Consider the following 14,892-nt stretch of genomic DNA (forward strand, 5'->3'; position numbering starts at 1 on the left):
CTGTACCGGCGTTGATCCCATCAGATACCGATCTTCCTAGCTTCGGGGGAAGTGAGGACGCCGGTCATCGCCATGAGGGAGATCAGCGGATTGAGCACCCGGCAGGGCCGTACCCCTCGGACGAACGTCTTGTCCACGACGATGTCGGACCCGGTCGCCGAGGCGACATGCAGGGTTGCCTTGCGGCCTTCGCGGTACGGCCGCGTCCACGCGTCGGCGTCCCTTGCCCGCAGGTAGGCGTAGACGTCGGCGCTCTCGTTGAGTGATGCTTGGGCGTCGAGCACCCGGTCCTCCTGCCGCATCCACAGCGTGACCGGATCATCGAAGCGCAGTAGGTCGGCCTTGCAGAGCACGACCGCCGCACTGACCTCCGCCAACCGGCCCGATCCCTCGAGCAGTTCCAGCACAGTGTTGAAGGTTCGGTCGCCGAGCTCGTCCTGGCCGAGCTCGGCGGCGTTGACCACGAAAATGAGACCGTCCACTACGTCCAGGAACTTCCGGGCGGCCTCGATCTCCAGCAGGTCGCCGCCGGCCACGTCGAACAAGGCGATCGGGCGGGCCTCGCCCTCACCGTCGCGGATCAGCAACACGTCCACCAGGCCGACCGTGCCGAGCCGGGTCTGTTCGATCACCTGAGACTTGTTGAGGAACGGACTTACCTGCTCATCGATCAAACTCTTGTGACCGGCGAGGGTCAGCGGCCGGTGACGCAAGCCGAAGCCCAGGCCGTGCTTCTCCATCTGTCCGATCATGGCGGTGAGCAGGTGGGTCTTCCCCGACTTTGTCGCGCCGATGAACCCGTACACAGCCGGCGCGCCGTACTGTCCATAAGCCAGTGGCAGGTAGTGCGCGGATCCGGGTTCCTCGGGGTCCACGCAGCGGACGAAGGCCGTGCGCATCATCTGCGCCCGCTGGGTGTCGCTGGCCGTGGCCGGGATCGTCAGCTCCGCGTAGCTCCCCATGAGCGGGTCGTACCGGTAGAGGGCGGGGTCGGCCCAGTCGACGGTCGAGGCGCAGATCGGACAGGTGATCAGTTTGCTGGTTACGGAAGCCGGCGATGGGCGTACCGGTACAGGAGAGGGCATATGCGCTCCGGAAGGGTGTGGGTCCGGATCAGCTCCGGCGCGGACGGCAGCGGACCTATGGGTATACGTGGCGACCAATTGGTCGGCGACGGACGCGTAGACCGGATGCGAAGCCGGTTCTTTGGCCCCCGTTCGGAAGCGGACGAAGACGCCGGATCCGCTGGGCAGCGCGGGACGGTCGTCGTAGGTCTCGAAGGTGAGCTTCCATCGCGTACGCCGCGACAGGTCGAAGGCCAAGCCGTCGAGGATCGCCTGCAGCCCCCAGAGCAGCGAGTACGCGTAGTCGGACGGCGGAAGCTCGACCACCCCTTCGCCCGTCGCGAGCACGTGCGACAGCAACGGCGTGAGCCGCGCCAGCGCCTCGGGAGAATGCGCCTCAGCGTCCAGGCTCACCCGATACTGATCCAGTGCGCGTATCTCGAGCGGTGCCAGATGCTCCCCCTGCGTGGGAAGCCATTGCCAGTCCCGCAGCTCCAGCGCGAGTCGCGGAGTGAGCAGCGCGGACGGGCCCACGAGCAGATGAGAGATCGCGCTGCGCCCTCCGCGCGGCTGTACCCGCCGGACGAATACGGCGTCCCGGTCGAAGTTTCCGTAGAAGTGGCTGAGGCCGGGTGAGCCGGATGGGCTCGTGCGCAACCAGTGCTCGATCCGCCGGTGGACGCGTTGGAGCTCTGGGGCCGCCAGGGTCGAGCGGACGGGGCCGAAGGCCGTTCCCGATCTCGTCCGCTGCCAGGAGTAGCTCGCCTGATGCAGGACGGTCGTCACCGCCACAACCGCCTCCTTCTCCTGGGCGGCTCGGATGGCTTCGGCGTAGTCCCAGAAGGCGCTGATGGCTTGTCCCGGTCCACCGTGTGGGGGTGCTTGCATGCCCGTAACCGGAGAAACTCCGCCCGCCACTGGCGTAGGTCCGTGTCCGGGACGGCGAGGCGGGGCACTGGATCGGCCAGGTTAAGCCTGTCGAGCAGCTCGCGGACCGACGGGCGCTCCCCTATGGGACCGAAGATTCCGCCCAGCAGATGAGCCAGGTCCGGCTCGTCGCACACCTGATCGCCGCGGACCAAATCGCGCCCTGTGGACACGTAGTAGATGAGCCGTCCCGCCGCCCATACGTCGTCCTTGTCGGTCACCGCGCCGTTCACCTGTCCGGGCCGCTGCTCAGGCGCTTGCCAGGGGGGTACGCCTACCACGGCTCGCGGGGCTCCGGCGATGGTGGCGTCGCTGAAACCGGTGATCTGCGCGCTCATGCCGTCCCAGTGGACGTTGAAGGGAGAGAGAGCGCGATGCGCGATCCCGGCCGCGCTGACCCACCGGACACCGGCCAGCAGGCTGCGCTGGAACGCCGATTTCTCGGTGGGGAGAATGCGCCCACCGGTGCTGCCCACTGGTTCCCCCCTGTACGGCGCGAGCAGTGCGAACGGATGCTCACCGTGCGCCTCATAGCCCAGAAGCCGGGACACGCAGGAGGGATAGGGGTAAGACCCGCACAGCCGCGACAAACGCAACCCGGCCAGGATTTCGTTGTCCAACGCGTCATAGCCCGCGCTTCGTCCCAGTTCCGGGCTGAGGTGGAGAACCTCGTTCGGCGTGCCGTCCACGTACTCGAGCGTGAGACTCCGGGACCGGAGGTGCGAGCCGACCGGAAGAGGATCCTCGCCGACGGCCGTCACGGTCGCCTCTTCCTGGACGCCGCGAACGTCCAGGAAGACGAGTCTCTGACCGGGCTGCGTCGTCATCGCGTAGCCTCCTGCTCCGGTTCCGCCGTCCAGCTCTGGTAAGCGACACCAGGGCGCACGGGTACCAAGCGGAGGGTGCCGGCATGCCTTCCTGAGGAGGTCCAGACGGTCCCTGCTGGGAGCAGGTCCTCCAGGGCGCCGCGGCCACGCTCGGGCGCGAATCGCACCACTCCGGATGGCGCCGCACTGAGGTCCAGCAGGGGCAGATCATCGGCCGAGCAGAGCTGCCACATGGCGTCATGCGGGTCGGCCGCGGCCGCCGTTACCAGCTCGGGCAACTCCTCACCGGGCGTGTCTATCGACTCGACGACCAGCTCCTTCCCGAACGGGGGCCGGCTGTACAGGCCGTGCTCAGCGGCGTGCTCCTCCCACGCAGTGACCAGCTCGGCGGTGTCCCGCCTCGCTTTCTCCCCGTGCTCGGCGATTGAGCCCGAGGCCAGCGTTCGTAATCGGGGAGCCATCGCCACGCGTACCAGATCGGCGAGGTAGCGTTCCACAAATCGGTCGCGTGTGCGGGGGAGCGCCCGGCCTTCGCCCAGCCGCTGCATTTGATCGTCGAGCGCGTCCGCCACCCGGTCGAGCGCGGCGCTCATCCTGGCGACCGCGTCGGCGGCGGCGATCGAGGCTCCCGCTCTCGTCCAGTCTTGGACGGCCTTGGCGACGAGGGCGAGCAGCTCGTCGACCGCCTTCTCCGCCGTGTCGAGCCCGCGCTCCGCCGCCCATCGGGCGGTCCTGGCGCGCCAGGAGACAAGCGAGCCCCAAACTGCCAGGACCAGCGCGGCGATGAGCAGCAGTGCCCACGCGACCGAAGGCAGCGGCTCGATGACGCCGAGCCAGGCAGCCGTCGTCCCCACCACTCCGGCGACGGCGTTGCATGCCAGCGCCGCGGCATGGCGGGCGAGACGACCGCCCGGTCCGCGCACCACGGTGAGCGCGACCAGCAGCGTCCATAGTGAGGCCATCATCAGCCCACTGGCCGGCCCAAACGGGGTGAGAGCCGCCATCGCCGAAGCGGCCAGCCCGATGACGGGCATCCACGGTTGAGGGCCGACCATCGCGTCGGGCAGGCGCAACCGCGCCGACAGCGCCTCCGGACAGGCTTGGTGCAGTTCGGGAATGCGCGTCTTGCCGCCGCGGGGCATGAGACGTTCCTGCAGCCGGTCCAAGCCCTCGACGAGTGTCCGCAGGGAGGTTCCAGCGCTCAGCCCCTGGTCGATGTATTTCTCGATGGAGCCACGGGTGAGCGTCGGATCGAACTCCTCCATGTCCGGCAGCACCACGCCGGCCCTCTCGATCACCTCGTGCTGTTCGGAGCTGAGACCCGTGCTGGCGTGCACTACCGAGAACAGGTCCTCCAGCCGATGCCGCAACTCGTCGAGGCTCTGGCCGGCCTCGGCGGTGACCGCCCCGGCCGCGGAGGTCGCGGCGAACAGCGACGTGGTCTCGCCTAGTTCATCCGCGGCCGCGGACGCCTCGGCCAGGGCGGACCTGGCCTGTTCCACGGCGTTCGCCAGCGGACTGCTCTCGCGCAGCCGGACCCCCTGAGCGGCGGGTCGACGGCTCTGGGGTACCGGGAGGTCAGGGGCCCTGCCCGCCGCTGTCGTGAGACGCTGTGCCGCCGCCGAGACGAACGCCTGGGCGAAGTCCCCCTGCCCTCCGTCGATCCCCGCCAGCCGGAGACCGGGATTGGTCATCAGGCCAGGTGACCTCTGCACCAGTTCACATGTCCGGCGGAAGATGCCCTCGTGAGAAAGCGTGTCGAGCAGGTGGGCCAGTGCACCCTCGCCGTTCTGACCCCGCTGCCTCCGGAGGGCCGGCGCCGCGGCAGCGAGCCGCCAGTCGATGCCCCACAGGTCGGGAACCCACAGGATCCCCGCCGCCTGAGCCAGGCTGCCCGGCACTTCCAGCCGCTGCGGGTTTCCCCCGATCGGGCCCACGGCCACGCACAGCAACTCATCGGTGTAACGCGAGGAGACGAGTGCCTCGTACGCCCGCTGATGCGGCTTCAGCGCGGTCACATCGTCGACCAGCAGCAGCAGCGTGAGGTCGGCCTGCCGCTGGTCCGACAGCAGCGTCCACGTCTGGTCCAGGGCCTCTTCGCCGGTGGTCCCACGCAGGTCGAGCCGGACGACTCGGCCGCTCATGACACCACCCCCGTCCGGCGCCGATACGACTCGTAAAGCAGGCGGAGGTTCTCGCGTGGGACGGACCCCTGGAACTTGACCTCCATGGCCGCCGGCAGCGTCTCGTGCCAGAACCTGCGCAGCATCGTCGCGCGCGCCCGGCTACCCTGGCTGATGTGCGGCAGCATGTCGTCGATGGTGGCGACCTGGGCCTGGGCCATGCCGACGACCAGTTCGAACAGCTTCGAGGGCGGGCCACCCCCTTCCTCCAGCCGATGCGGGACCGCCTCCATGAGTTTGGTGCAGAAGACCCGTTCGGCCTGGTCATTGTCGGCCAGGGTCCAGAGTTCGTACGCCTGAAGGAGGCTGCCCCAGGAGGACGCGTCCTCAAGCGCCTTGAGGTCCAGGGTCATGAAGACCTCGCTCAGCGTGACCTTCGCCTGGGACGGCGAGGACGGGTCGCCCAACACCTCGACGTACCCATTCCACATTGTGCATAGCAGCCGGTGCAGAATGCGCACCCGGTGCTCCTCCCGGGTGGCCAGGTAACCGAAGTCGTAGCCGGTGCGCTGACGCCAGGGCAGGAAGTCCTCCTGGCGTGGCCGGTGTACCGCGTCCGCCCATAAGCGCAGGACGTCACGGACCTCCTGCACGTCGGTGATTCCCATCGAGGACCGGAACAGCACGACCGAGATGGACTCGGCGGTCGTGTTGCTGAACTCGAAGGCGATGTCGCGGCCGATAGGCAGTTGCAGCGACTTGCGGAGGTAAGTGGCGATGGCCTGGTTCTCGCCTCCCGGGTAGGAGACCAGAACCTTCAATGGCCCGGAGCCCTGAGGGGTGAAGTTGGCAGGAATCAGACCGGTGAGCCTGCTGCTGAACTCGTTCAGCTCCACATCGTCGAACTTCGGCCGGTCGGTGTTCAGCCCGGCGGCCTGGTCGAGTAGATCGCGCAGTTTGGGCAGCAGCGTCGACCGCCCCTGGATCTCCTCCTGTAGGTAGGACTTGACCTCGGTCTTGATCCGCTGGCGCAACTCGTTCACGGCGCGTTCCGCGCTGCTCTCCATCGATTGACGGTAGATTTCACGCCAGCCGTCCTCGCCTATCAGGCGAAGGAGCACGTCGGCCTCGTCCGCCGAGGGCTGGAGCTGTAAGCGTTCCCTGATATGGGTGACCGTCCGGCGGTAGAACTGCTCCAAGGTTCCAGGAGGCAGGTGAAATGCGACACCGTCTCTGGGCCGGTACAGGTAACCGGAGCGTTCCCGGAACCGGTCAGGCTCCTGCTTGGCCACGTTGCTGAGCGCCGTGTTGAGCGCGCGGAGATGATCCTCAACCACAGCTAGAGAACGTGCCCAGCGCGAACGCAGGGAGGACCACGGCTCGGTCCACAGCACCCGGTTACGCCAGCGATACCAGGCGTCCTGCTCATGGCGGGCATTCGTGGGGTCCTCGTCTGTCCACCGCACCCTGAACACGCCAAGGCGGTCTCGCAGTGCCGGCAAGGAGGGCGGCGTCTCCTGTACGCCCTCCGGCGGCGGAGGAGATTCCATCCGCCGCTCCATCAGGCCAGCGGCGCCCTGCTGGTCGGACGGGTCTTTCAATGAGTTGTGACCGAAGACCACGCGGCGGACACGGAAAGGGTCCGTTCGGGAAAGCATGGTGCTCACCGCGCCGCCCGGGTCAAACTGGGAGACCATGGCGGGAATGGCCTGGTCCAGGTCGCTGCGCAGAGCTGCGAGGCTCGCCCTCATCAACGCCATGCGGTCAGACAGCGTCGCGGACACCTCGCGGGCCCCGGTAGCAGGTTCCGGTTCGTTGAACTCCACCTGTTGACGGGTGAAAAGCCGGCCGATGCCGGAGAGCGTGAAGAACTCCTCGATCAGCTTGCGGCTGGACTCGTTCACAGGGTCGGGCTCGCGCAGTTCCTCGATGCCGACGCGTATCAGACGGCTGGCCACGACGTCCGCCAGCTCTTCCACCGGCGTCGTCAGCGAGGTGACCAGAGCCGTGGACACCCCGCGGTTCCCTATGCCGTTCTCCGCCGGGATCTGCCGGTGAACCGCGGAGTTGATGAAGCTGTCAGCGAAGGACTGGTGCTGTTCGCCGTCGTTGCCGGCGTTATGGGTCAGCTCGGTGCCCACGAGCGACATGATCAGTGAGACCACGGAGCGGCGCAGGTCACTTGGCCGCGCGCCAGTCGGCCTGGAGAACAGAAAGGCGGTCTGAACGATGCCCGGGCGCATGGCGATGCGGCCCTCCACCGGATATCGGACTGCGACCTCTTCGGGGTCCACCGGTCCGCCCTCCAGGCCGGACAGGTGCCGTACGGCTGTGGGACTGTTCTGCCGGTCCACGAGCTGGAACAGGTCCAACAGCGCACGCCCGGCATTGAGCTCTGCGGCCCTGCCCCCACCCTGGCCCTCCTCGAACGCGGACGGCATGAGCACCAGCGGGTAGATCTTGAGCTGCAGGTCGGTGTTCTGGAACTGCCTGCTGATCAGATGGAAGTAGTCGTAGAAGATGCCGGCTCCGGTGCCTCCCGCGATGGAGAATGCCATGAAGACATCGACCACACGCGGGTTGATCACGCTGCCCGTGTCCGCCAGCTTGTACAGGTCGGTGGCCGCCTGGTTGCCGGAAAGATTGCCGATCGCCTTGTCCAGGTCCCGGATCGCGGGGCCGATGCCGGACCGAAACGTCTCGAAAAGTGCTGATCGGCCGACGGTCGGCATCTGGCCCGCGCCCTTGTAGAGAGGCAGCACCTGAGGTTCCCCATCGCTCGGTGGCAGCCATCGCTGAACAGCCGGACCGGCCGCCAGACGCAAGTTGACCGCAACCTGGGGATAAGACTGCACCTGCGGCACCAGGTCGCGCACGTAGTGGGCGGTCAGCTGCGCGGCGCGCACGTGCTGGGCTCCGGGTACCACATTTAGCGGCATCCGGTCCAGCTCGGCCTGATTGACATCGGCATACATGAACTGCAAACACGCAGGAAGTTGGTAGCGCATCGCGTCCTCGCGCTTGCGCTGGAACAGGCTCCCGTCAGGTCCGCAAATCTCCTCGCGGAGCCTGCGCTCCAGCTCGGCGCCAATCGCGCACCCGGTACCGCCGAGGCCCACGAAAAGGACTGGTTGATAGAGCTTCATATGCTTACGCCTCCGTGTTGGCCTCAGGCCCAGGGGTCGTCGTAGTCGGGTACGGTTTTCTGGCGCTCTTCCTGCGGACGTTCGGTACCGGGCCTGGGAGCGGACCGTCGCCGGTCACGCGGCCAGAGGGCACGCCGCCTGCGGTTGTCGCGGAAGACAAGGCGGTGACCGCTCGGCAGGAGCTCGCTCTCCGCGCCGAACGCGAGGCGATGACGATCCCCGTCCGGGGTACGCAACAGGACGCCGACGTCCTTGTCACGGCGCACCGAGTAGCAGGGTTCGCCGGCCCCTGATCGGAACGTCACGAGCCGGGTGTCGTAGCCGTTCGCGTCGCGGATCGTGAACCGGAACTCAGGCGACCATTTCGTCGGGGCCGGCAGCTCGCCGCCGACCTGAACTCCTTCCTTGCTCAGTGCCGCGTGCAAGCCCTTGACGTGGACCCGTCTCTTCCATGCCAGGCGCCACTGCCAGAGGGTCAGTGCGAGTAGAAGGAGGGCCACGGCCGCAGCGGCGAGTTGGCCGCGGTATCTGTCCCAGAACGTCTCGGGGGGTGCGACCGCGACTGTGAGCAGCCCGGATGCGTAGACCGCCGACTGGTCGCGCTCGTCTACCAGACGCACGGTCAGGGTCGCGCCGCCCAGTGCCGCGTTCGCACCGAATCGCACGACGAAGTCCTTTACCGAGTCTCCGGGCGGTAGTTCGAACCCAGCGGCGGGCGCCACATCCGCAGCCGTGTCGCCGTCGAGCTGCAGCCTGACGCGCCTGGCGCTGGACGTGGCGTTGCGCATAGTCAGCCGGCCTCGAATGGTGGTGCCGCGCCTGACGGTGCCGTCGGTGAAAAACTCGACGCGTCCCTGCGTCACGGTCTCGGGTGCTCCGACCTTGACGGTGATCGGCACCCGTTCCGCCCTGATGCCGGTGCCGGCCACTACCCCGGTGAGGGTAATGTCACCCGCTGTCTGCGGGGCTTGGAACGTACCCGCGTAGCGGCCGTCGTTGGCCCGGTCGTCCGGCGTTTCGCCGTCATCTCTGAGCTGGATGCTCTGCTGGCCAAGCAGGCCGCCGCCGGCCGCGGTGACGGAGAAGGCTAAGCCGCGCAGAGCCTCTTCGTCGGTGATCGCGCCCTTACGCGTGATGAGCGAAAGCCAAACCCTGACATTCTGCCCGGTACGGGCGAAAGGCGGTTCCGGCACGATCGCCGCCTGCACCGCGCCCTGCCACAGTGCCGTCGCGCTCACGAGCTGGTCGGCGAGCCGCTCGGGGGCCTTCAGTCTTACCGTCCAGGTGCCATTCACCGGGTTGACGATGCGTAACGCTTCGGTGGCGGTGTTCTCGCCGCTCCGGGCGAAGGAGGAGTCACCGAATTGGCCACTGCCAGGGACCACCCGCCCGTTGGGGTCGATGAATTGGGCAAGCACGCGGGGGTCGCTCTTGCTGACGGTGATGGTCCCGTCGGTGGCGATGACCGGGATGTCGATCGTCAGATCCCGGGATTGACCGCTTTTCAGCGTTCCAGAGTCGGTCCGGCTAAGACCGGAGCAGGTGGCCGCGGCGTACGCCTCGTACAAAGATCGGGTGACGTCACGAGCGTCACGGACGACCCGTGCCTTGGGCTGGGAATCACCGCGTTCGTCGCAGCCCTCGCGTGAACCGCCGATGGCGAATCGGTCGAGGCTGTCCTGGGTGACCGCAGCGCCGAAGCCGAGCGGCCAAATCTGCACCCCCGCCTGCTGCGCTTGGCCGATGAGAGTGGTGAGTTGCTGTTCTGCGGCCTCGTTGCGGCGCTCCCGCACGCGCGGGTCCGTGCCGAGGCCGCTCCCATAGGAGGGACTGAACGGCACGTCCAGCCGGCCATCCGTGAGCAGGAAGATCACTTTGAGTGCCCGCCGCGGCGAGCCGTCGCGCATTGTGGACAGTGCCTGGGCCAGAACGGCGACGTGGTCGGTGTCGTTGCCCTCCGCCTTGGTGCGCAAGTGCAGACCCTTCACACACGTGGACAGGTACTGCAGGCTGACGTCGCTGTCGGCTACGGTGGGGCGGCAGATCTCGTCCACCGCGCGCTGCCCGGCGGCGCCGTTGTTGCTGCCGAAGCCGAGCACCGTGACCCGGCTGAGAGGGTTCAGCACGCTCCGCGCGATCGTGGTGGAGGCTTCCACCTCCCGGGACACGTCGGCGGCGCTAAGGCTGCCGGACTCGTCGACGGCAACCACCATGTCCAGCGGAATCGTCTCAGGAATTAGGTCGGCGGTTGCCGACCGGACAGGGAGGGATACGGGAATGGTCAACGCCAGGGCGACGACCACACGTGAAACCCTCCCGACCCCCCGTCGCACGCTCGTTCTCATACGTTTTTTGCCTCCCGACGCGCCCCAACAATGGAATAGCGATAGTGATTCATGAATCTTTCGTCCCCCAGATGGGACGCGCCCGCTCGCATTGCGTTGTCACGGTTGTCGATTTCCGCGGCCGCTGGAACGAACAGTTACGTCACTGTGACCAAAAATCGGAAGTGTGATGTTTTTGTGAGGAATGTCTGGAATGGGTGATCGTGCCTATATGAGAGGAAGGCGTTGCTTGTGCATGCTCCTGCATGCGAGGGGAGGCCAACCCGCAGTGGTGCGGATAAGTGAACGATCCACATAGATCCGCAGCGCTTCGTCGGAGCAAGCGATCTTGAGTGGTCTTCATGGTCCGAGCGGCCCACGACCAGCGACTTTATTCGCGGTGAGGCTATCCAACCCCGGGCACACAAAGAGTAATAGTGGGATTTGTCGTATTTGGTATATGCAAGCACCGATCAACGGTGGCTTACCTTAGATCCCGACTTAGGGCTCACACATGCGCGACCGCCAGGAAAGAGTGAAGTGGGGACAAAAGGTGGCAAAAATGGCCCCGCAGGGACATTCCACTGGCGCCGGTACTCGCAGAGCGCGTCTTGGTCAACCCCGACCCGCAGGGGTGCTCCGGCGATTACCAGCTCCACCGCCAGGGCGGGCAGGTCGGCCCTTAAGGGGGAATGCTCCTAAGATCGTGTGGATCACGTACACGGTCGCTAAATCTGCCTGTCCGCGGAAGTTCTCCACCCTCCCGAGACGCCCCATGGCTCGCCTGCATTCCGCCCCGCATCCGCACGGACGCTTCGATCGACAGCACTGTTGCCGACCCGATCCGTTCGGCCCCGTACGCGGGGATGCTCTTGGAGATCATCACCCGTGCCCACCAGCCAGCCTTCAGGTTTGGCTAGCCTGCGGTGAAAGGTTCACTTGACATTCAGCCAGCGATCAGTGCTCAAGCTTGGCAAGTAGGGAGCGGTCCGGGTCGCCCCTCAGACACCAACCGTCCTCGAATGAGTGCGGTTTGAGGGACAAGCACTTGTACTCTTGTGGCTGGCAGACCAGTTGCACGCCCAGATCGCTGACAGGCAGATCTGCCGTGCTTGAGGTGCGTCCAGAATGATCCGTCTCTTGTCTATTTGAGGCTGAGAGCGAGGCGCTCTGACGGACCGGCATTAGGGGTTCTCACGGGGACCGGGGACGAGCAGCCCCCGGTTGAACGCCTCGTGTCGGCGTTCGGCGAGGTGCCAGTTGACTGCCTGGTGTAGCAGAAGCCGCTTACATCTCCCCAAGGCGTGCTCGGTCAGGTCGTGTGGGCGACGGCGGTGCCCGTCAGGTGGAGGCCGACGGTCTGTCCCGGGGAGGGCAGGGACCGGCCGGCGCAGCGGGCGGTGACGGTGAGGCCGTCGTGGGTGTCGATCCGCAGGCGGACGAGGCCGTCATGGCCGCGGAAGTCGACGTCCAGCGCGGTCGCCCGGGCGTGACCGGGCGTGGGGTCGGTGATCACGATCTGCTCGGGCCGGACGAACACGGCGCCCGGGCCGTGGGCCGGTCGCGTGAGGTCGACGCGGCCGAGCGCCGTCTCGGCCGTGCCGCCGTCCAGGAGCGCGGGAATCTCGGTCAGCTCCCCCACGAACGCGGCGACGTCGCGGTCGGCCGGGTGGCGGTAGATCTCCACGGGGGGACCCGCCTGCGCGATCACGCCGTCACGCAGCACGGCCACCTGCCCGGCGAGCGACAACGCCTCGGCCTGGTCGTGGGTGACCAGCACGGTGGTGGTCCGGGTCGCCGCGAGCGCCGCCGTGACCGCGCGCCGGGTGCCGGCCCGCAGCTCCGCGTCCAGGGCGGAGAACGGCTCGTCGAGCAGGACGAGGTCGGGCCGGGGTGCGAGGGCCCGGGCCAGGGCGACGCGCTGCTGTTCGCCTCCCGACAGCTCGTGCGGGTAGCGCCGTCCGTACCGGCGGTCGAGCGCGACGAGTTCGAGCAGCTCGGCGATGACGCGCTCGTCGCGACGCAGGCGGCGCGGCAGGCCGAAGGTGACGTTGGCGGCCACGGTGAGGTGCGGGAACAGGTTCCCCTCCTGGGTCACGTAGCCGATGCGGCGGCGCTGGGGGGCCACCATGGCCTCCGGGGACGTCAGGGTCCGACCGGCGACGGCCACCGTCCCCGCGCCTGGCCGGTCGAGTCCGGCGACGATCCTCAGGAAGGTCGACTTGCCGCAGCCCGAGCGTCCGATCAGGGTCGCGAGCGTGCGGGTGCCGATGGGCGCCAGCAGGAGGGTCGACGTCAGCTCGGTGGCCACCGCGAGGAACACCAGCGCGGCCCCGGCGGCGGCACCGCGCCCGATCAGGGGAAGGGTGACCCGCAGGGTGACCGCGAGGGGCCCTACCCCCAGGGAGCGGGCGACGTCGTCCAGTTCCGGCGGCGTCTGCCGCAGCGCGGCGCGCAGGCTCACCATGGCGCGCGGCATGAACAGCACGGCGTACACGGCGATCAGCATGGCCGTCGTCTGGTAGAGCGAGGGCAGGTGGCGCACGGTGAGGGTGATCAGCGCGAGCGCGACGACGATGCCGGGCAGTGAGTTGCCCAGGTAGGTGCTGCGCTCGACGACGCGGCTCAGGCGCCCGGGGCGGCGGACCGACAGCCAGGCCACCGGGAAGGCCAGTGTGGTGGTCGCCACCGAGGACCAGCAGGCAGGCCAGGACGACCACGCCGGCGAGGGCCGTGGCCGAGGTTCCGTCGAAGGTGGACTGGTACTGGTCGTAGATCGCGGTGGTGAACGTGTCGAAGCGCAGGGCCTGCAGGGCGCCGAACTCGGCCAGCAGGTGCACGCCACCAGCAGGGCGCCGCCGGAGATCGCCGGACGCGCCTGCGGCAGGACGACCCGGCCGAACGTCCGCCACGCGTCGTCGCCGAGAATCCGGGACTGCTCTTCGAGCGCGGGGTCGATGCCGCGCAGCGTGGCCGCGACCGGCAGGTAGACCAGCGGGAAGTAGGACAGCGTGGTGACGAGCACCGCGGCGCCCAGACCGGCGAACGACGGTGACAGCGAGTACCAGCCGAAGCTGTTCACGAACGCGGGCACCGCCAGGGGCGCGACCATCAGCGCGGTCCATATCGGGCGCCCGGGAAGGGTCGTCCGTTCGACGAGCCACGCGGCCAGGGTGCCGACCCCGGCGCACGCCACCGTGCCCAGCGCGACGAGCAGCGCGGTGTTGGTGAGCAGTTCGCCGACGCGGGGCCGCCAGAGCAGGCGGGCGGCGTCGCCGCCGGCGAGCACGCCGGCGGCCACGTATCCGGCGGGAAGGAGGGTGAGCGCCGCCACGGCGATCGCGGGAACCCACTGGAGCGGCGGGTACCGGCGACCGGTACCCGCCAGGAGACCCCGGCTCACAGCAGGCCGACCCGCTGCATCTCCTCGATGACCTTCGGGCCGTTGAGCGTGTTGAGGTCGACGGAGGGGGCGTCCAGCTCGGCGAGCGGCTTGAGCTTCGGGTTCGCCGCGACCCCGGCGCCGACGGTGTACTCCAGGGCCTTGCCGTCGGCCAGAAGTTTCTGTCCCTCGGCGCCGCTCATGTAGGCGAGGAACCGCTGCGCCTCGGCCGGGTGCTTGCTCGACTTCAGCACGCCTCCGCCGGACACGCTCAGGAACGCGCCGGAGTCCTTGCCGCCGAAGAACTCGAGCTTGGTGTTGGCGCTCCCTGCGCCGCCGTCAGCCTGGTCGCCGTACCAGTAGTAGTGGTAGATGACGCCGCCGGGGACCTCGCCGGAGTTCGCCGCCTTCATGATGGTGCTGTTGCCTCGGTACACCTTGGCGTTGGCCTTGACGCCCCGCAGCCATTCTGCCCCGGCGGCCTCGCCCCTGACGGCGTAGACGGCGCTGACGATGGCCTGGAAGTCGGCGCCGCTCGGGGAGATCGCGAAGCGGTCCTTCCACTCGGGCTTGGCCAGATCCATGATCGACTTGGGCAGGTCGGCGTCCTTCAGTTCGGTGGCGTTGTAGACGAACACCGTCGAGCGGGCCGCGACGCCGACCCAGTCGCCCTTGCTGGAGGAGTACTGCGCCGGGACCTGCGCCCTGGTCGTCTCCTCGACGGGCACGAACAGGTCCTTGCTCGATATCAGCGCCATCGCGGGCGAGTTCTCGGTGATGAACACGTCGGCGGGTGAGGCCGCGCCCTCGGCGACGATCTGGTTGGCGAGCTCGAAGTCGCTGCCGTTGCGTACCTCCACCTTGATGCCGGTCTTGGCGGTGGAGGCGTCGGCCCACGCCTGGCCGACCTCCTCGTGCTGGGCGTTGTAGAGCACGAGGGCCGGTTTCGCGGCGGCGGGCGCGGCGGCCGGCGTCGTGCCGGCAGCGCAGGCGGTGAGGCCCATCGCGGCCGCGCAGGCGGACGCGATGAGGATATGTCTGACGATGCGCACGCGAACTCCTTCTCAGCGGATCTGTACCTTTAGGAAGGTTAGGCTTT

At 67.9% G+C, this 14,892-nt stretch carries 7 protein-coding genes; all 7 read right to left on the bottom strand.

Going from position 1 to position 14,892, the window contains the following annotated elements; translation table 11 throughout:
- Nucleotides 1-20 precede the first annotated feature (20 nt).
- The 7 genes from NYZ98_RS22800 to NYZ98_RS22830 all read right to left on the bottom strand — a co-directional run bounded on the left by NYZ98_RS22800 (nt 21) and on the right by NYZ98_RS22830 (nt 14,845).
- Entirely contained in the window at nt 21-1,856 is a 1,836-nt protein-coding gene (locus NYZ98_RS22800; protein WP_262844898.1) for a hypothetical protein, read from the bottom strand.
- The gene (locus NYZ98_RS22805; protein ID WP_262844899.1) at nt 1,847-2,818 is read right to left on the bottom strand and encodes a serine/threonine-protein kinase; all 972 of its coding nucleotides are present in this window, start codon (nt 2,816-2,818) and stop codon (nt 1,847-1,849) included. The genes NYZ98_RS22800 and NYZ98_RS22805 overlap by 10 nt, the downstream gene beginning before the upstream one ends.
- Nucleotides 2,815-4,962, bottom strand: a complete 2,148-nt coding sequence (locus tag NYZ98_RS22810) for a hypothetical protein (RefSeq protein WP_262844900.1) — start codon at nt 4,960-4,962, stop codon at nt 2,815-2,817. Before NYZ98_RS22810 ends, NYZ98_RS22805 begins: the two co-directional genes overlap by 4 nt.
- On the bottom strand, nt 4,959-8,087 hold the full coding sequence (locus NYZ98_RS22815; protein ID WP_262844901.1) for a tubulin-like doman-containing protein: 3,129 nt from the start codon (nt 8,085-8,087) through the stop codon (nt 4,959-4,961). Before NYZ98_RS22815 ends, NYZ98_RS22810 begins: the two co-directional genes overlap by 4 nt.
- A 23-nt stretch (nt 8,088-8,110) precedes the next feature.
- Complete coding sequence (locus NYZ98_RS22820) at nt 8,111-10,390, bottom strand: vWA domain-containing protein (RefSeq protein WP_262844902.1); 2,280 nt, start codon at nt 10,388-10,390, stop codon at nt 8,111-8,113.
- 1,333 nt (nt 10,391-11,723) lie between these two features.
- On the bottom strand, nt 11,724-13,814 hold the full coding sequence (locus tag NYZ98_RS22825; RefSeq protein ID WP_262844903.1) for an ATP-binding cassette domain-containing protein: 2,091 nt from the start codon (nt 13,812-13,814) through the stop codon (nt 11,724-11,726).
- A complete protein-coding gene (locus NYZ98_RS22830; protein WP_262844904.1) occupies nt 13,811-14,845 on the bottom strand; it encodes an iron ABC transporter substrate-binding protein in 1,035 nt (344 codons plus the stop codon). Before NYZ98_RS22830 ends, NYZ98_RS22825 begins: the two co-directional genes overlap by 4 nt.
- Nucleotides 14,846-14,892 lie beyond the last annotated feature (47 nt).

The organism is Sphaerisporangium corydalis (assembly GCF_025506355.1).
In the GTDB taxonomy this organism is placed as follows: domain Bacteria; phylum Actinomycetota; class Actinomycetes; order Streptosporangiales; family Streptosporangiaceae; genus Sphaerisporangium; species Sphaerisporangium corydalis.